The organism is Sphingobium sp. GW456-12-10-14-TSB1, from assembly GCF_059424385.1.
This window is the reverse complement of record NZ_JBWKZI010000001.1, coordinates 1-16,195: the sequence shown is the minus strand read 5'-3', so window position 1 is coordinate 16,195 and position 16,195 is coordinate 1. Positions and strand designations below refer to the sequence as shown.

Annotated in this window: 15 protein-coding genes; 7 read left to right on the top strand and 8 right to left on the bottom strand. The window is 65.4% G+C overall.

Annotated elements, in window-relative coordinates:
• Nucleotides 1-30: 30 nt before the first annotated feature.
• Nucleotides 31-1,119, top strand: coding sequence for a helix-turn-helix transcriptional regulator (locus AC07X9_RS00075; protein WP_017181008.1), 1,089 nt, complete (start codon nt 31-33; stop codon nt 1,117-1,119).
• Between the two features lie 126 nt (nt 1,120-1,245).
• Here the strand turns inward: AC07X9_RS00075 and AC07X9_RS00070 are convergent, their stop codons facing one another.
• Both AC07X9_RS00070 and AC07X9_RS00065 read right to left on the bottom strand, forming a co-directional pair.
• Nucleotides 1,246-2,268, bottom strand: a complete 1,023-nt coding sequence (locus AC07X9_RS00070; protein ID WP_174703654.1) for a S66 peptidase family protein — start codon at nt 2,266-2,268, stop codon at nt 1,246-1,248.
• 26 nt (nt 2,269-2,294) lie between these two features.
• A complete protein-coding gene (locus AC07X9_RS00065; RefSeq protein ID WP_017181006.1) occupies nt 2,295-2,738 on the bottom strand; it encodes a cupin domain-containing protein in 444 nt (147 codons plus the stop codon).
• A gap of 56 nt (nt 2,739-2,794) precedes the next feature.
• Between AC07X9_RS00065 and dapE the strand changes: the two genes are divergently transcribed.
• Nucleotides 2,795-3,949 carry a succinyl-diaminopimelate desuccinylase gene (gene dapE, locus AC07X9_RS00060; protein WP_017181005.1) on the top strand — a complete coding sequence of 385 codons (1,155 nt, stop codon included), beginning with the start codon at nt 2,795-2,797 and terminating at the stop codon, nt 3,947-3,949.
• On the opposite strand, the gene AC07X9_RS00055 is transcribed toward dapE, so the two are convergent.
• From AC07X9_RS00055 to AC07X9_RS00040, 4 genes are all read right to left on the bottom strand, one after another.
• Nucleotides 3,946-5,631 carry a putative bifunctional diguanylate cyclase/phosphodiesterase gene (locus AC07X9_RS00055; RefSeq protein ID WP_017181004.1) on the bottom strand — a complete coding sequence of 562 codons (1,686 nt, stop codon included), beginning with the start codon at nt 5,629-5,631 and terminating at the stop codon, nt 3,946-3,948. The two genes, dapE and AC07X9_RS00055, sit on opposite strands and share 4 nt — an antisense overlap.
• A 99-nt stretch (nt 5,632-5,730) precedes the next feature.
• Complete coding sequence (locus AC07X9_RS00050) at nt 5,731-6,264, bottom strand: Smr/MutS family protein (RefSeq protein WP_017181003.1); 534 nt, start codon at nt 6,262-6,264, stop codon at nt 5,731-5,733.
• Nucleotides 6,265-6,275: 11 nt separating this feature from the next.
• Nucleotides 6,276-7,526 (bottom strand): murein transglycosylase A, encoded by a 1,251-nt coding sequence (gene mltA, locus AC07X9_RS00045; RefSeq protein ID WP_017181002.1) that lies wholly within the window; start codon nt 7,524-7,526, stop codon nt 6,276-6,278.
• 7 nt (nt 7,527-7,533) lie between these two features.
• Entirely contained in the window at nt 7,534-8,187 is a 654-nt protein-coding gene (locus AC07X9_RS00040) for a Tim44/TimA family putative adaptor protein (RefSeq protein WP_017181001.1), read from the bottom strand.
• Between the two features lie 182 nt (nt 8,188-8,369).
• On the opposite strand from AC07X9_RS00040, the gene secB reads away from it, so the two are divergent.
• From secB to AC07X9_RS00015, 5 genes are all read left to right on the top strand, one after another.
• A complete protein-coding gene (gene secB, locus AC07X9_RS00035; protein WP_017181000.1) occupies nt 8,370-8,876 on the top strand; it encodes a protein-export chaperone SecB in 507 nt (168 codons plus the stop codon).
• A gap of 140 nt (nt 8,877-9,016) precedes the next feature.
• Nucleotides 9,017-10,603, top strand: a complete 1,587-nt coding sequence (gene murJ, locus AC07X9_RS00030; RefSeq protein WP_017180999.1) for a murein biosynthesis integral membrane protein MurJ — start codon at nt 9,017-9,019, stop codon at nt 10,601-10,603.
• Nucleotides 10,604-10,610: 7 nt separating this feature from the next.
• Nucleotides 10,611-11,615: a tryptophan--tRNA ligase gene (trpS, locus tag AC07X9_RS00025; RefSeq protein WP_017180998.1), complete on the top strand. Its 1,005-nt coding sequence runs from the start codon at nt 10,611-10,613 to the stop codon at nt 11,613-11,615.
• Between the two features lie 154 nt (nt 11,616-11,769).
• Complete coding sequence (locus AC07X9_RS00020) at nt 11,770-12,426, top strand: DUF4136 domain-containing protein (protein WP_017180997.1); 657 nt, start codon at nt 11,770-11,772, stop codon at nt 12,424-12,426.
• A gap of 400 nt (nt 12,427-12,826) precedes the next feature.
• Nucleotides 12,827-14,059, top strand: coding sequence for a dicarboxylate/amino acid:cation symporter (locus AC07X9_RS00015; RefSeq protein ID WP_017180996.1), 1,233 nt, complete (start codon nt 12,827-12,829; stop codon nt 14,057-14,059).
• A gap of 84 nt (nt 14,060-14,143) precedes the next feature.
• Here the strand turns inward: AC07X9_RS00015 and AC07X9_RS00010 are convergent, their stop codons facing one another.
• Complete coding sequence (locus AC07X9_RS00010) at nt 14,144-14,725, bottom strand: peptidylprolyl isomerase (RefSeq protein ID WP_017180995.1); 582 nt, start codon at nt 14,723-14,725, stop codon at nt 14,144-14,146.
• 87 nt (nt 14,726-14,812) lie between these two features.
• The gene (dnaA, locus tag AC07X9_RS00005; RefSeq protein ID WP_086485404.1) at nt 14,813-16,195 is read right to left on the bottom strand and encodes a chromosomal replication initiator protein DnaA; all 1,383 of its coding nucleotides are present in this window, start codon (nt 16,193-16,195) and stop codon (nt 14,813-14,815) included.

Here is a 16,195-nt window from a genome sequence, read left to right as displayed (position 1 = left end):
CCCATATGGGAGGATGTATGAACATGGCCCATGCGGCTGGACGATGGCGGATTATTGGCGGCCCTGCACGAAGGGATGTTCCAGCAACCGCTGTGGCATGACTTTCTTGAAAAACTGCGAATGCGCACCGGCGCCATCTATACGACGCTGGTCTTTCGCCCGGTGGACGAGGATGCGATCGTCGAATTGCATGCCGGACCGCCGCCGCCGACCCATTTGCACAGCCTGTTCATCGAAAAATATGGCCGCGACCCCTTCCCCTATCGCCACATGCGCGAAGGACGGGCCTATACGCTGGCCGAATTGCTGGAACAGAGCGCCCCGGTCGATCGCGCCCTGCCCCGCGACCCGGTGTTGCCGCAGGGGATAACGGACATGCGGTCGATCCGCGTAACCGAGCCCAGCGGCGTGGATGGCTGGCTGGCCTGTGCGGGAGGAGCCTCGATCGGATCGGCGGTCAGCGCGCTGCTGACGGGGCTGGCGCCGCATCTGCGTATCGCGTTGCGATCCTTCGTTGCGCTGGAGCGGGAGAAATTGCGATCGACGCTGACGACCGAAGCGTTCGGGCGGCTCAATTTCGGCTGGCTGACGCTCGATGCGCGCTGCCGCATTATCGACATGACGGCCCATGTCGAACAGTTGTTCCAGCGTACCAGCGTGTTGCGGCGCGGGCGCTATGACCGGCTGACCCCGGAATCGCCGCTGATCGACCGGGAACTGACCGCGCTGGTCAAGCAGATGGCCGACGACCCGGACAGTCGACCGCGCGCGATCAACCTCAGCCGCGATCCATGGATGGACATATTGGTCTCGCCTATCCGGGGGCGGTCGGTGTCGGCGGGATCGACCCCGGTGGCGATCGCCTATCTGAGCGGCGATCGCTGGTCGCAGGCGGACCGGTGCGAACAATTGGTGGAACTGTTCGGCCTGCTGCCAAGCGAGGCGCGCCTTGCCTGGGCGATCGCGCAGGGCATTCCCATCAGCGAGGCTGCGGCGAACCTTGGCATCACGGTGGAAACCGCGCGCAATTACAGCAAGAAAATCTATGCCAAGACCGGCGCGCGCGGACAGGCGGAACTGGTGCGGATCGTGCTGACCAGCGTGCTGGCGATTGCGTGATTGGGGAAATCCGATGAGCACCCATCATCCGTTCGTTTCGAGCGAAGTCGAGAAACGTCGCGCACAGGTTTCTCGACTTCGCTCGAAACGAACGAAGGTTGGAGTTTACCCTGAAATGATCATGCTTCAGGTGACCGCCGCCTCCAGCAACCTGATCGTACCTGCGCCAGCGTCCATTTCCGCCTGCACCCCTTCCGGCAGGCTGAACTGGTTGGCGACATGGCCAAACAGCGCGCCCTGAAACGCCGGGACGCCGAGTGGCTCCAGATGCTGTTGCAGCACTTCTGACAGCGTGAAGCCGCCATAGGAGGGGCCGGCGGCGGTGCAGCTGCTGCACTGACCGAATATGACGCCCGCCAGCTTTCCCAGCACCCCGCCCAGCGCCAACTGGGTCAGCATCCGGTCGATCCGGTAGGGGGCTTCGTCAATATCCTCGATAAACAGGATCGCGCCGGTAAAGTCGGGCAGCCAGCCAGTGCCCATCAGCGCCGCCAGCACGGTAAGATTGCCGCCCAGCAACCGCCCGCGCGCCATGCCAGGGCGAAAGGTGCGGATACGCCCGCTGCGCTGGACCAGCCGGTCCTCCGTCCCCGGCGGATTGGCGAAGGTCGGGGTTTCCGCGTCGAACGCCACGGCACGAAAAGCGTCCCAGGATAATTTGCCCCAGCTGCTCGCGGCATTGGGACCATGAATGGTCGTAAAGCCCGCCTTCGCCGCGAAAGCCAGATGCAGCGCGGTAATGTCCGAAAAGCCGACCAGCAGCTTGGGGTGGGCGCGGATCGTCGCGAAATCCAGATAGGGCAGCAGGCGCGCGCAGCCCCAGCCGCCGCGCACCGCGAACAACGCCTTGACCGATGGATCGGCATAGAAGGCGTTGATGTCCGCCGCCCGATCCGCATCCTTGCCCGCCAGATAGCCATGGCGCTGCGCCAGATGGGGCGCATCCTTGGGCTTCAGCCCCATGGCGACGATGGTTTCGCGCACCAGATCAAGGTCGAACCCGTCATCGGTAAAGCCCGCCGGTTCGATCAGCCCGACCGTGTCACCGGGCCGCAGGCGGGGCGGCTTCACCAGCGTCGGCGGCGCGACGGGTGGGGGCGCGACCGGCGGGGACTTGGCCGCGACCAGCAGCGCGCCCATGCCGCCCATCAGCGCGCGGCGATCCAGTGCGATCGTCAAAAGCTGCTCCTGTCCTTGCGCCTATAGCCGCCATCCGTCCACAACAGGTCTATGTCGGGATAATGGCAATCCCCCGATGGCGGACGACCAAAGGCAAGAAACGCGCAATCATCGTCGCTTTCGTTCAGCAGATGGTGGCCATTGGGCTCACCCTTGGGAAAGACCGCCATGTCGCCCGACCGCATGGGCGTGCGGGCGTCATTCTCCACCAGCACCGCCTCGCCTGCCAGCATGACGACAAATTCATCCTCATCCTCATGCCAGTGGCGCTGGGACGATGCGCCGCCGGGCTTCAGCACGACATGGCTGACACCAAAATCGGTAAGGCCAAGCGCCGGTCCCAGCCGCCGCACCCATCGATGCGCCACGGCCTTATCATGCGGCGGCGGATAGCCGGTGGTGTTCGTCAGCGCGACTATTTCTGGATCGATCCGTGGCACGGCCTCTTCTCCTGCTGCTGCTGGTCAAGCGGCATGGCTTTCGCTAACGCACGGGCATGACCATGACCAGAGCCAATGATGACGTGGTGGCGCTTGCCCGGCAGCTGCTTGCCTGTCCATCCGTAACGCCAGCGACCGGGGCGGTGTTCGCCGCGCTTGAGGACATGCTGCTGCCTTTGGGCTTTACCGTGGATCGGTTCGTGGTCGGCGAAGCGCCCGACGGGCCGGTCGAAAATCTGCTGGCATGGCGCACTACCGGCGCAGGGCCGCACTTCGCCTTTGCCGGACATCTGGACGTGGTGCCACCCGGTCCCGGCTGGACCAGCGATCCGTTCGCGCCGGAGATTCGCGGCGACCTGCTCTACGGACGCGGCGCGGTGGACATGAAGGGATCGATCGCTGCCTTCGTCGCCGCGCTGGGCACCCTGTCCGACGACCTGCCCGGTACGATCAGCCTGATCATCACCGGGGATGAGGAAGGCCCGGCCGTCTATGGCACGCTGGCGCTGATGGAGCGGATGGCCGCGCGCGAACTGCGCCCGGACCTGTGTGTCGTGGGTGAACCGACATCGTCGGCCCGGCTGGGCGATGTGGTCAAGATCGGGCGGCGCGGGTCGGTGAATATGTGGATCAGCGTGGCCGGAACCCAGGGCCATGTCGCGTATCCGCACCTGGCCGACAATCCCGTGCCCCGTCTGGTCCGCATCCTGGCCGCGATCGATGCGCTGGTGCTGGACGAAGGGACCGACTGGTTCCAGCCCAGCAATATAGAGATTACCGACATGGAGGTTGGCAACCCGACCACCAATGTCATTCCCGGCGCGGCGAACGCGCGCATCTCTATACGCTTCAACGATCAGCATAGCGGTGCTTCGCTCGTCGAACGGATCAGTGCGATCGCGGCGGCCGAGGGCGGCACGGTGATGGCCAAGATCAGCGGCGAACCCTTTCTGACCGCACCGGGCACATTGTCCAATCTGGTGTCGGGCGCGATCCGGCAAGTAACCGCCGTGGAGGCGGAACTGTCCACCACGGGGGGCACGTCAGACGCGCGCTTCCTCTCGCGCCTGTGCCCGGTGGTGGAGTTTGGCCTGAACAATGCGACCATGCACAAGCTGGACGAGGCCGTCGCGGTGCAGGATCTGCACGATCTGGTCGAGATTTACCGGCTGATCGTGGAGCGGGCGCTGGGTCAGCCAGTCGGCGCTTAACCCGCGTCGCGTTCCAGCATGGCGGGGTTCCCGGTGTAGCGGCCCAGATAATCCTGCTCGCCGGTCGGCATCGCCAGATGATAGCCCTGAAACAGGGTGCAGCCGATGACGCGCAGCATGTCCATCTGCGCCTGATTCTCTATGCCTTCGACCACCACTTCCATGCCAAGCCCTTGAATCAGGCCGACGACGGCCGAACAGATGGTCCGCGCTTCGGATGATGTGGCAATGTCGCGCACAAGGCTGCGGTCGATCTTCACCCGGTCGACCGGCAATTCCTTCAATCGCGACAGGTTGGAATAGCCGGTACCGAAATCGTCGATCGCGATACGCAACCCATCGCGGCGCAGGGCGGCAAGTTGGTCGAGCACCCTCGCTTCCATGTCCATCGCGAGCGATTCGGTGATTTCCAGTTCCAGCATGCCGTTTGGCACCTGATGCGTGGCGATGGCGTGGCGCAGGCGCAGGAAAAAATCGGCCTGACCCAGTTCGCGGGTGGAAATATTGATGGCGATCCGCTGATGAATGCCTGCGCGCGACCAGCGGGCGGCCGTCTCGCAGACCCGGCTCATCACCCAGTCCCCCAGCGCGACGATGGTCCCGCTTTCCTCCGCCACCGGCACGAACACGCCGGGCATGACGATATCGCGCTCTGGATGCGCCCAGCGCACCAGGGCTTCGGCGGCCACGGCGCGGCCCGTCTGAATGTCGATCTGCGGCTGGAATTCCAGCAGAAATTCGTCGCGCTCCAGTGCCAGAAGCAGGTCGCGCTCCAGGTCGGCGCGGTCGGACGCTTCCAGCGCCAGCGCGTCGCTGTACATTTCCGCGCGGCCACGCCCTTCATGCTTGGCATGATACATGGCGATGTCGGCGGCGCGCAGCAGGGTGGACAGCGTATCGCCATGGTCGGGATAGCAGGCGATGCCGATCGACGCGCCCAGATCGACATGCTGGCTGCCAAGGTCAAAGCGCTCACCCAGCGCGAACTGGATGGCGCGGGCGATGCGCGCGGCGGCGTTGTGGCCCGACAGGGTCGGGAAGAACATCGTGAATTCGTCACCGGCAAGGCGACCGATGACCGCGTCCCCCATCCCTGCGCCGATCTGCGCCATCACCACTTCGCGCAGCCGGCCCGCAACACGCGCGAGCAGCTGGTCGCCCGCGGCATGGCCCAGCGTGTCGTTGACGCCCTTGAACCCGTCCAGGTCGATGAAGAACAGGGCGGCCATGCCCCCCTCCTCCCGCTCGGCCAGCAGGCGTTCGACCTGGCGGCAGAAGCTGGTGCGATTGGCAAGCCCGGTCACCTGATCGAACAGGGCAAGCGCCTGGACATGGTCGAGATTGGTGCGGACCTGACTGAACAGGCTTTCCAGCGCGACCGACAGATCCGGCAATTCCAGCCCGATCTCCCTTGGCACCGACGACTGGAGATCGCCATGGGCGGCGGCCAGCAGGCGTTCGGTGGCGGCGTCGATGGCCGTCGCGGTGGTGGCGATGGTGCGGCGCGCCGACGCCCAGCTCATCGTACCGCACAGAATGGCGATGATCAGCGCGCGGCCGATCTGGACGATGTCATCCTGCGCGCCGGGCGTATAGCCCAGCACCAGCGACAGGATGAACACCAGCGCGCCCGCGGCGCAGGCAAAGGCAGCGGCGCGGCTTTTCAACGTTACGCCGTGCATCTGCCTCCTTACCCCCGCAAGCGACCCCGAACAGGATCATGATCCGCCGGATATGAAGGACAGTGGTTAAGAAAAGATCAGCGAAAGCGGGGGATGGCGTTATTTTTTGCGCCGCAAAACAAGGTAGAGCGCACCGTCGCCGCCATGACGCGGATGGGCGATGCGCACGCTGGCTATGCGGTCGGCATAGGGGCTGGTTTCGATCCAATGACCGATTTCGCCACGGATGGCCCCGCGCCGCGAAGCGCCATCCGCTGCGTTTTTGGGCGGCTTGCCGGTGACGACGAGCAGGACGCGGGCGTCGCGCGCCAGCGCCGATGCGATCGCCTGATTTAGCCGGACATGCGCCGCCGACAGGCTGTGGCCATGCAGGTCGATGCTCATGTCGGGGCTGATCGTGCCGCCGCGAATGCGCTTTTCCCAGCCGGTATCGAGCACGGCGGCCGGTGTACGCACCGCGACGGGGGTCGGCGTCTGCAGCAGCGGCGGCGTTAACCCTGTTTTGGGCGTGATGGCCACTGGCTGCGTCGGGAGCGCTGGCATCACGCGGCCATGCGGCCGGATCGGCCGGACCGATCGGGTCAGCGCGGTCCAGAGCGCGGCCTCATCAGGGGACAGGTGCCGCCGCGCCATCGGACGACCGGTCAGGGCCTTGCGAGGCGCGCCGCCGAACCAATCGGCAGCAGGACCAGCGCGCTGCCGCGCGCCGACATGCCACCGGCAATGCCCCGCGCCCGCGCGCCTGCGCCCCAGAAACTGTCGAAGCGATTGGCCCCCTTGATCGCGCCGCCAGTATCCTGTGCGATCCACACGCCATTGGGTTCGGCCCGATCAAGCGAAAGCAGCACCGGCGCGCCCAGCGGAATGAATTTGGGATCGGCGGCCACAGTCGCCTCCGCCGTCACGGGCACGCCCAGCGCGCCGATCGGTCCAGCGCCGGTCAGTTCGCGGAAAAAGACGAAACTCTTGTTTTCATTCATGATCGCCGCGCCCTCGACCGGGTTGGCGCGCAGATAGGCCATGATGTCCTGCATCGACCCCACCTGAATCAGGCCGCGATCCTTCATCAGCTTGCCGATGCCGCTATAGTCGCGGCCATTCTGCCCGTCATAGCCAATCCGCATGACGCTGCCGTCGGGCAGATTGAGACGCCCGCTGCCCTGCACCTGAAGGAAGAAAAACTCGACCGGATCAGCCGCCCAGGCCAGTTCCAGCCCGCGTCCGGCCAGCGAGCCAGCCACGATCTGGGCGCGTTCGTCATAGGGGATGAATTTGGTGCCGGATACCTTGCCCCGGATCGTGCGGCCTTTCAGAGCGTCACTGAACTGGCCGAGATCGACGTCGATCAGGTCGGTTGGGCGGCGGTAAATCGGAACCTCATAGCCCGGTTGGCGGGTGCGCGATCCCGCGATTTCCGGCTCATAATAGCCAGTGACGAAGGCCGTGCCGGCGCCCACCTGCACCGCTTCGAAATAGCGGGAGAAAAATTCGCTGGCGGATGCTTCGGGCCAGCTAGCCGCCGCCGCGCAGCTATTGTTCCAGTCGGACCCCTTGGTCAGGCCGCTCTGGTCGGTGCGGCGCATCAGCGTCGGGCAGGATATGCGGAAGGCTTCGAGCGCCAGCCGCGATCGTTCGCCCGACGGGATCAGGCTGGCGATGTCAGGGCCGCGCGTAACGCCAAGGCCCGCGGCGGTGCTGCTGTCCATCGCCGGATCGGCAGGCATTTCGACCGGCAAGGTCGGCCGCGGTACAGCAGGCGTAGGGCGCGTGGCCGTACCCGACGGCACGGGACGCGACGGAGCGGGGCCGCCGGCAGAGGGCGGGATCATGCCGCCCGCGCAGGCGGACAGTGCCAGCGCCGCCATCAGCGCGCCCGCCCTATGCCGAAAATTCATGCTGCGATCACGCCTCGTCGGTTTCGCTGAGCTTCCAGTTGGGATCGGCGCTGCGAATGTCGCGGGTGAAGGTCCAGATGTCGTTGGTGCCGATCGCGTCGGTCATCGATCCGGCAACGACATTGCCGTCCTTGTCGCGGGTGATCGCCGCGATGTCCGCTTCGAATTGAAGCGCAACCTGTGCGATCCGGCCATCGACCGACGCCTCGACGATCCGCGCTTTTTCGATACGGACCAGCCGGTTGTCGAGGACATGACCCTCCGCCTCGCGGGCGGCGATCGCCTCCTCGAACGACGCGCGCACATCGTCGTCGCACAACCAGGCGATTTCATCCCGATCGCCGCGCCAGAAGGCTTCCAGCACCATGCGATAGGCGCTCTTTGCGCCATCGACAAATTGCGGCACGTCGAAGCTGCGGTCTGCGGCGATCAGCGCACGGACGCCCATTTCGGCACCCGGCGCGATCAATCCATCGGCCAGACGCACCGAATCGCCCGACATCTCAGTGGCGGGGCGCGGTTGCAGCACCGTCACCTTGGCGCGGTCCTCCGCCGGGCGCAGCGCAGGCTCCTGCTCATGCCCGGTACGCTTGCCGAGCACGGAATAGAGCCGCAGCGCCAGAAAACCGGCGATCATGGCGAGGATGACAATCACATACACGGAAGGCTATACCCTTTGTGTGGGAACAATGTTCCGAACAACATAGGCATGTTTGCGCACAACTTCAAATAGGGGGTTGCACGGCGCGGCATTGCCCTGCCCTTCCGCCCCTGCTAAGCGCGCGGGTCATCGCACAGGGGGGCTTGCCGCCCACCGGACAACAGGGAAAGCCAGGACAGACAATGGCCGACGAAGTCGACACCAATTTCACCGTGAACAGCCAGATGAATGGCGCCGATACCGCACCGCAGATCGCGCTGATCAGCCAATATGTGAAGGATCTCTCTTTCGAGAATCCGAACGCGCCCGCCTGCTACCAATGGCAGGACCAGCCGCAGATCGACGTCCAGTTCAACATCGGCGCCGACAAGGTGGGCGACGAGGTGCTGGAAGTGTCGCTGAAGATCGAGGTCAAGGCCGTCGCACCGCAGGGCACCGCCTTTGCCGTCGAACTGCTCTATGCCGCGCTGTTCGGCATGCGCAATGTGCCCGAAGACCAGGTCCAGCCCTTCATGCTGGCCGAAGCGCCGCGCCTTATCTTCCCCTTCGCCCGTCGCGTGCTGGCCGATGCGATCCGCGACGGCGGCTTCCCGCCGCTGCTGCTCGACCCGATCGACTTTGGCGCACTGTACCTGCAACAGGCGCAGCAGATGGAAACGACCGCAGGCGAGCCTGCTGGCCACGCCTGAGCCTGTATGAACTCACCCTCCGTTCGGGCTGAGCCTGTCGACGCCTTGTCCGTCTTTGCGCAAGAAAGGACGGCCCTTCGACAGGCTCAGAGCCTGCCCCCCCGCTCGGTCGGGGGCGAACGGGTGGAGGAGATATTGTCATGGGCCTGCTGAGAGCCACCTCCACCATCGGCGGGCTGACGCTGATCAGTCGGATATTGGGGATGGTGCGCGACATGCTGGTCGCGCGCTTTCTGGGCGCGGGGCTGGCGTCGGACGCCTTTCTGATCGCCTGGCGCCTGCCCAACCTGTTTCGCGCCCTGTTTGCCGAAGGCGCCTTTGCCGCCGTGTTCGTGCCGATGTTCAACCGGACGATGGCGGAAGGGGACAGGGACGCGCCGGGCAGCGGCAAGGCGGCGGCGGTCGCCTTTGCCGGGCAGATATTGTCGATCCTGTTTCCGGTGCTGGTCCTGTTCACCGGCCTCATGATGGTGCTGGCCGCGCCGGTGGTCTGGGCAATGACCGGCGGTTTTCCCGATGGCGGCCCGGCCAAGTTCGACCTGGCCGTCACGCTGACCCGCATCACCTTCCCCTATCTGGCGCTGATCAGCCTGGTGTCGTTGCTGGGCGGGATATTGAATTCGCTCGACCGTTTCTGGGTGAATGCCGCCGCGCCCGTGCTGCTGAACCTGTGCATGATCGGCGCCGTGCTGTTTTTTCGCGGCGCTACCCCGATCGAAACCGCGCATACGCAGGCGATTGCAGTCACGGTGTCGGGGGTGTTGCAACTTTTATGGCTGACCTGGGCCTGTCGCCGGGCGGGTGTGGTGCTGCGGCTCCAGCGCCCGCGCCTCTCGCCCCAGGTGCGCCGGTTGCTGTCGTTGATCGGCCCGGCGGCGCTGGGCGCGGGGGCGATCCAGTTCAATCTGCTGATCTCGACCAGCCTTGCCGCCCGCTTCCTGCCACAGGGCGCGGTCAGCTATCTTTATTATGCCGACCGGCTGAACCAGTTGCCGCTCGGCCTGATCGGCATCGGCGTCGGCACCGCCATCCTGCCCGCGCTTTCGCGCCAGATCGGGTCTGGCAATGAGCAGGCGGCCAGCCATACCCAGAATCGGGCGATGGAACTGGCGCTGTTCCTGGCCCTGCCCGCCGCCGTCGCGCTATGCCTGTCGGCAACGCCGCTCATTCGCGGGCTGCTGCAACATGGCGCGTTCACGGCCAACGACACGATCGGCGCGGCGGGCGCTCTTGCCGCCTTTGCCCTTGGCGTCCCCGCCTATGTCCTGATCAAGGTGCTGACGCCCGGCTTCTACGCACGGCAGGACACGAAAACGCCCGTGCGGGTCGCGGTGTTTTCCATGCTGTTCAATCTGGTCGGCAATCTGACCCTCATCTGGCCCTTCGGTCATGTCGGCGTGGCGATTTCCACCGCGATCGCCGCCTGGGTCAATGTGCTGGTCCTCTACTGGCTGCTCCACCGCCGCGACCAGTTGCGCATGGATGCCCGTTTCCGGGGCAAGGCGCTGCGCATCATCCTGGCCAGCGCGATCATGGGCGTGGCGCTGCTGCTGCTCAATCCGCTGGTCGATCCCTATATGTCGGGCAGCGTGACGCAGCGCATCATCGCGCTTGGCCTGTTGTGCGGCATTGGCGGTCTGGTCTATGGGGCGGCGGCCCTGATCGTCCGGGCCTATAGTATCAGCGAATTGCGTGGCGCCCTGCGCCGTGCGCCCAAAGCGAGTTAATCGATCCATGCGCGTCCTTTCCGGCATCCAGCCCACCGGCAATCTGCACCTTGGCAATTATCTGGGCGCGATCCGCAACTGGGTGAAGATGCAGGACGAGATGAACTCGGAGAGCCAGTGCTTCTTCTTCCTGGCCGACATGCATTCGATCACCGTGCATGAGGGGCGCGAACAGCGCATCCGCAACGTGCGCGACATGGCCGCCGCGCTGGTCGCCGCCGGGATCGACCCCGACCGCTCCGTCCTGTTCAACCAGGCCCGCGTGCCCGCCCATGCCGAACTGTGCTGGTTGCTGAACGGCACCGCACGGATCGGCTGGCTGAACCGCATGACCCAGTTCAAGGACAAGGCAGGCAAGGACCGCGAAGGCGCGTCGGTCGGCCTGTTCGTCTATCCGGTGCTGCAAGCCGCCGACATTCTGCTCTATCAGGCCAGCCATGTGCCGGTGGGCGAGGACCAGAAGCAGCATCTGGAACTGTGCCGCGACATCGCGACCAAGTTCAACACGGATTTCGGCAGGGACGTCTTTACCCTGCCCGCGCCGATCATCCCCAAGGAATCGGCGCGCATCATGTCGTTGCGCGACGGGACGGCGAAAATGTCCAAATCCGACCCCAGCGATCTAAGCCGCATCAACCTGACCGACGATGACGATGCCATCATGGCCAAGGTGAAGAAAGCCAAGAGCGATCAGGACATGCTGCCCGAAACTGCCGAAGGGCTAGCCGGGCGTCCCGAAGCGACCAATCTGGTCGGCATATTGGCGACGATGACTGGCCGCACGACCGATGCGGTCTGCGCCGAATTTGCCGGCAAGGGCTTTGGCGCGTTCAAGCCTGTGCTGGGCGAAGTGCTGGTCGAAACGCTGCGCCCGATTCGCGAACGCTTCCTGCAATTGCGGACCGACGACGCGATGCTGGACGCGATCCTGGACAAGGGCGCGGCAAAGGCGGCGGCGGCGGCGGAGCCGACGCTGCGTGCGGCCTATGATGCGATGGGCCTGATGCGCTGACGGGTTTGGCGGGTCCGCGACGTCCTTCAATTGACAGAACATGCTTTGCGCCCGTTCGGTTACTTCGTGCGTTCAAATGATGTTCAGTTGCGTTTTGCTATCGCAACGCGCACATAGTTGATTAGGCTTCATGCCTGGTACAGGACGCAGAAAAATGACCCGTTTCAAGAAGTTCGGCATGTTCGCGGCCCCCGCTCTGGCGCTGGCTGCGCTTTCTGGCTGCGCGACGCCGTTCAAGGCCGACGTCGCCCGCTTTCAACAGCTCCCCGCCCCGGCTGGCCAGAGTTTCACCATCGTCGCGGACAATCCGCAACTGGCTGGTGGCCTTGAATTTTCCCATTACGCCGCGATGGTCGGCCAGCGCCTGAGCCAGACCGGCTATGTCGCGGCTGGCGATCCGGCCAGCGCCGACCTTATCGTGCGCGTCGCCTATGATGTCGACAATGGCCGCGAAAAGGTGCGCTCGACCGGCTTTGGCGGCCCCTATGGCGGCTGGGGCGGTGGTCCTTGGGGTGGCTGGGGTGGCCGTTGGGGTCGCCCATGGGGCTATGGCTTTTATGATCCCTGGCTGTTCGGCGCCGGCGGCTTCAACGATGTGTCGAGCTATACCGTCTATACCAGCGACCTGAGCCTCAAAATCGACCGCGCGGCCGACAATCGCCGCCTGTTCGAGGGGAAGGCCAGCGCGCAATCGCTGTCGAACAAGCTGACCTACCTCGTCCCCAACCTGATCGACGCCATGTTCACCAACTTCCCCGGCCAGAATGGCGAGGATGTGAAGATCACCCTGCCGCCCGAAAAAAAGAGCTGAGGCAGGCACAAGTTACGGGGCGGCTCCCAGCCTGACCCGATTGGCCCGGTCATCCCATGCGGATGGCCGGGCCTTCTTTTTTTGGCGGCATGCGCTTTGCCAGCCCGGCATGAAAAATTCCTCCCCTGCAAGTGGAGGGGGACCGCCGCGTAGCGGTGGTGGAGGGGTATCGCCCTGTCGAGAGCGCGACACCCCTCCGTCTGGCCTCCGGCCAGCCACCTCCCCTGCAAGGGGGGGATGATCTTTGTCCAGGTGCGGAAAGACGTTGGGGCGTTCATTTTGGCAGCGAACGCCGCCTCCAAGCCGCAAACGGGGCCGATCCGCATTTTTTCCTGTCATCCTGCCTGCAACAGCCATTAGCCTGTCGGCGCGCGCCGATGCGCCGGGAGGAAACCAGCCTATGTCCCTGACCGTCCGCATCCTGATCGCGCTGCTGCTGGGGCTGGGCCTGGGCATCGCGCTGACCGAATGGGGCGGCGCGTGGGAGGGGGATGTCGTCGCGCTGGCGCAGCCGGTGGGTTCGGCCTGGCTCAATGGTCTTCAGATGCCGCTCATCCCGCTGATCTTCGCGCTGCTGGTGACGGGCATCGCGCAGGCGGCCACGACCGCGCGGAGCAGCGGCATGGCCGGGCGCGCGATCCTGCTGTTCGCCCTATTGCTGACCGCCTCTGCCGCCGTCGCCGCGCTGGTCGGGCCGCTGATGCTGCGTCTGTGGCCAGTGCCGCCCGGCGCGGTGGGCGCATTGAGCGGGGCGGAAGGAATAGCGCAGGTGCCGGACGTGCGCCCGTCCGCGCAATGGCTGCTGGGCTTCATCCCGACCAATCCGATCCGGTCGGCGGCTGAAGGCCAGGTGGTCGCGGTGGTGCTGTTCGCCCTGATCTTCGGCTTTGCCGTCACCCGTATCGCCGAGGCCCGTCGCGCCCAATTGACCAGCCTGTTCGAGGCGCTGGCCGAGGCGCTGCTGGTCGTTGTCGGCTGGGTGCTGTGGCTTGCCCCGATAGGCGTATTCGCGCTGGCGCTGGTGGCGGGCGCGCGATCGGGCCTCGCGACGGCTGGCGCGCTGCTCCATTATATCGGCTTCATCGTGCTGATCTGCGTCATCGTGACGCTGCTGGTCTATCCGCTGGCGGTGCTGCTGGGCCGGATCGGACCGGGCCGATTCGCGCGTGCCGCCCTGCCGGCTCAGGCGATCGCCTTTTCGACCCAAAGCTCGATCGCGTCGCTGCCCGCGATGATCCAGGCGAGCGACGGGCCGCTGGCGGTGCGGGAGACCAGCCGCTCGATCGTCCTGCCGCTTGCCATATCCCTCTTCCGCATCACCAGCCCGCCCGCCAATCTGGGCGTCGCCCTTTATGTGGCGGCGATGAACGGCGTGGCGCTGGGACCGACGCAGTTGGTGATGGGGGTACTGGTCGCCGCGATCGTCAGCCTGGCAGCGGTCGGCCTGCCCAGCCAGATCACCTTCTTCACCACCACTGGTCCCATTTGCCTCGCCATGGGCGTGCCGGTGGAGGCGCTGCCGCTGCTGCTGGCCGTGGAGACGGTGCCTGACATTTTCCGCACCGTCGGCAATGTAACGGCGGATATGGCGGTAGCGCGGATTGTGGACCAGCAGGGTGAGGTCGGCGAATAGCCACGACGTGCTCCCGCGCAGGCGGGAGCCCAGTTCGGTGGGCGGGACTGGGTTCCCGCCTGCGCGGGAACACCACAGCTCTGCTTAAGGCACCCGCCGCGCCGTGAGGATCTTCACCGGAGTTTCGAGCATCTGCCCCTTCATCACCCCTTCCCCGGCGGTCGCGGATTTGGGCGCGGTCAGTATGGCTTTCACCACGTCCAGCCCCTCGACCACATGGGCGAACACGGCAAAGCCCTGATTGTCGCCAGCCGCCTCCGGGTGCGCGTCCATGCCGGGCATCTTGCCCAGCACGATGAAGAAGTCGGCGGTCGCGCTGCCTGGCGCATAGCGCGCCATCGACAGCGCGCCATCATCATGGGTCAGGCCCGTCAGCGTCGTCGGTTCATGCTTGATCGGCGGCAGCAGCCGCTTGGGATCATTTTGCGCCCCACCCTGGACGAAACCATAGTCCGCCGCGCCGACGCCGCGATAGAAATTCGTGCCATCGAGACGCTTGCCATCGACATAGGCCAGGAAGTTGGCGGCGGTAATCGGCGCCTTTTCGGCATGGACAGCCACCACGATACGCCCCGCTGTCGTATCGAGCGCGACGCGGACATCATCCTGCGCAATGGCAGGCAAAGGCAGGAGGGCGACGAGGAGGAGAAGCAGGGCGCGAATCATGCCCTTAGTCTAGGGTCTCGATACTCGATCCGAAAGTGTGTTCCCGCCTGCGCGGGGACACAACCACCTACGCCCTGTGCGCGCCGATCACCCCTCCAGCTGGCGCAGCAGCGCGCGCACGTCGGCGTCGATGTCGGGATTGCTTTCGCGCAGCCCCTCGATCGTGCGGACGGCGTGGATGACGGTGCTGTGGTCGCGCCCGCCAAAGATACGGCCGATTTCCGGCAGCGAACGCGGCGTCATCTTCTTGGCCAGATACATGGCGACCTGACGCGGGCGGGCGACGGCGCGGGCGCGCCGCTTGGACCGCATTTCCGACGCATCGATCTTGTAGTGGGCTGCGCACAGCTTCTGGATTTCATCGACCGTGATGCGCCGGGCATTGGCGCGCACGGCGTCGGCCAGCATCCCCTGCGCAAAGTCGAGGTCGATCGCGCGCCCCGTCAACTGGCCATAGGCGACCAGCTTGTTGAAGGCGCCCTCCAGTTCGCGGACGTTCGACCGGATCGAGCGGGCCAGGAAATCGATCACCGCGTCGGGGACCGGCGGATCGCCCGCCACGGCACGCTTGGCCTCCAATATGGCGAGGCGCAGGTCGAGATCGGCCGGCAATATGTCGGCGACCAGCCCGCCCGCGAGGCGCGACAGGATGCGCGCGTCGATCGATTCGAGCCGCTGGGGCGGACGATCCGCCGTCACGACGATGCGCGCGCCCGAATCGATGAGGTCGTTGATCGTGTGGAGAAATTCCTCCTGCGTCGATCCCTTGCCCGCGATGAACTGAATATCGTCGATCAGCAGCAGGCGGGCTGCGCGCAGCTTCGCCTTGAACGCCATGGTTTCATTGGCGCGCATCGCGTTGACGAATTCCACCATGAAGCGTTCGGCCGACATATAGAGGACCGGCGCGGCAGGCGAATGATCGGAAAAGGCGCGGGCGATGGCGTGGAGCAGATGGGTTTTGCCCTGCCCGGTCCCGCCATGGATGAAAAGCGGGCTGAAACGCGGTTCCGCCTCCCCCGCCATGGCAAGCGCCGCCGAGCAGGCCAGCCGGTTGCTGTCGCCGGTGACGAAGTCGGCAAAGGCGTGACGCGGCTGAAAATTGGAGGCGACCTGCTGCGGCGCGGGCGCAACCGTCGGTTCGACCCGGACGACTTCGAGCAGGCGCGGACCTGTCGCATCGGCGGCACGGTGCAGGCGGACTTCGCGCACGCCGACATTGGCCGCGCGCCACGCCATGCGCAACCGATCGCCAAATTGACCGGACACGAAATTGGCGCTGAAATCAGTGGCGACCAGCAGGTCGAGCGTCTGCGATTCGGGGCAATAGTCGCCCAGCCGTACCGGCTTCAGCCACTGGTCGAACATGCGCGCGCCAATATCGCGGCGCAGCCCGGCACGGATAGCGGCCCAGGCGGCCTCCAGGCCGGAATCAGCCTGGCGTCCCTCTCCATCCTCCCAAGCCGTCAC

Bases quoted from the DNA above. Each gene is read 5' to 3' on its own strand.
- AC07X9_RS00075 (WP_017181008.1), top strand. From the start codon at position 31: ATGCGGCTGGACGATGGCGGATTATTGGCGGCCCTGCACGAAGGGATG.
- AC07X9_RS00070 (WP_174703654.1), bottom strand. From the start codon at position 2,268: ATGGGCGGCATGGGCGCGCTGCTGGTCGCGGCCAAGTCCCCGCCGGTC.
- dapE (WP_017181005.1), top strand. From the start codon at position 2,795: ATGACCATGACCAGAGCCAATGATGACGTGGTGGCGCTTGCCCGGCAG.
- AC07X9_RS00055 (WP_017181004.1), bottom strand. From the start codon at position 5,631: ATGCACGGCGTAACGTTGAAAAGCCGCGCCGCTGCCTTTGCCTGCGCC.
- AC07X9_RS00050 (WP_017181003.1), bottom strand. From the start codon at position 6,264: ATGGCGCGGCGGCACCTGTCCCCTGATGAGGCCGCGCTCTGGACCGCG.
- mltA (WP_017181002.1), bottom strand. From the start codon at position 7,526: ATGAATTTTCGGCATAGGGCGGGCGCGCTGATGGCGGCGCTGGCACTG.
- secB (WP_017181000.1), top strand. From the start codon at position 8,370: ATGGCCGACGAAGTCGACACCAATTTCACCGTGAACAGCCAGATGAAT.
- murJ (WP_017180999.1), top strand. From the start codon at position 9,017: ATGGGCCTGCTGAGAGCCACCTCCACCATCGGCGGGCTGACGCTGATC.
- trpS (WP_017180998.1), top strand. From the start codon at position 10,611: ATGCGCGTCCTTTCCGGCATCCAGCCCACCGGCAATCTGCACCTTGGC.
- AC07X9_RS00020 (WP_017180997.1), top strand. From the start codon at position 11,770: ATGACCCGTTTCAAGAAGTTCGGCATGTTCGCGGCCCCCGCTCTGGCG.
- AC07X9_RS00015 (WP_017180996.1), top strand. From the start codon at position 12,827: ATGTCCCTGACCGTCCGCATCCTGATCGCGCTGCTGCTGGGGCTGGGC.
- AC07X9_RS00010 (WP_017180995.1), bottom strand. From the start codon at position 14,725: ATGATTCGCGCCCTGCTTCTCCTCCTCGTCGCCCTCCTGCCTTTGCCT.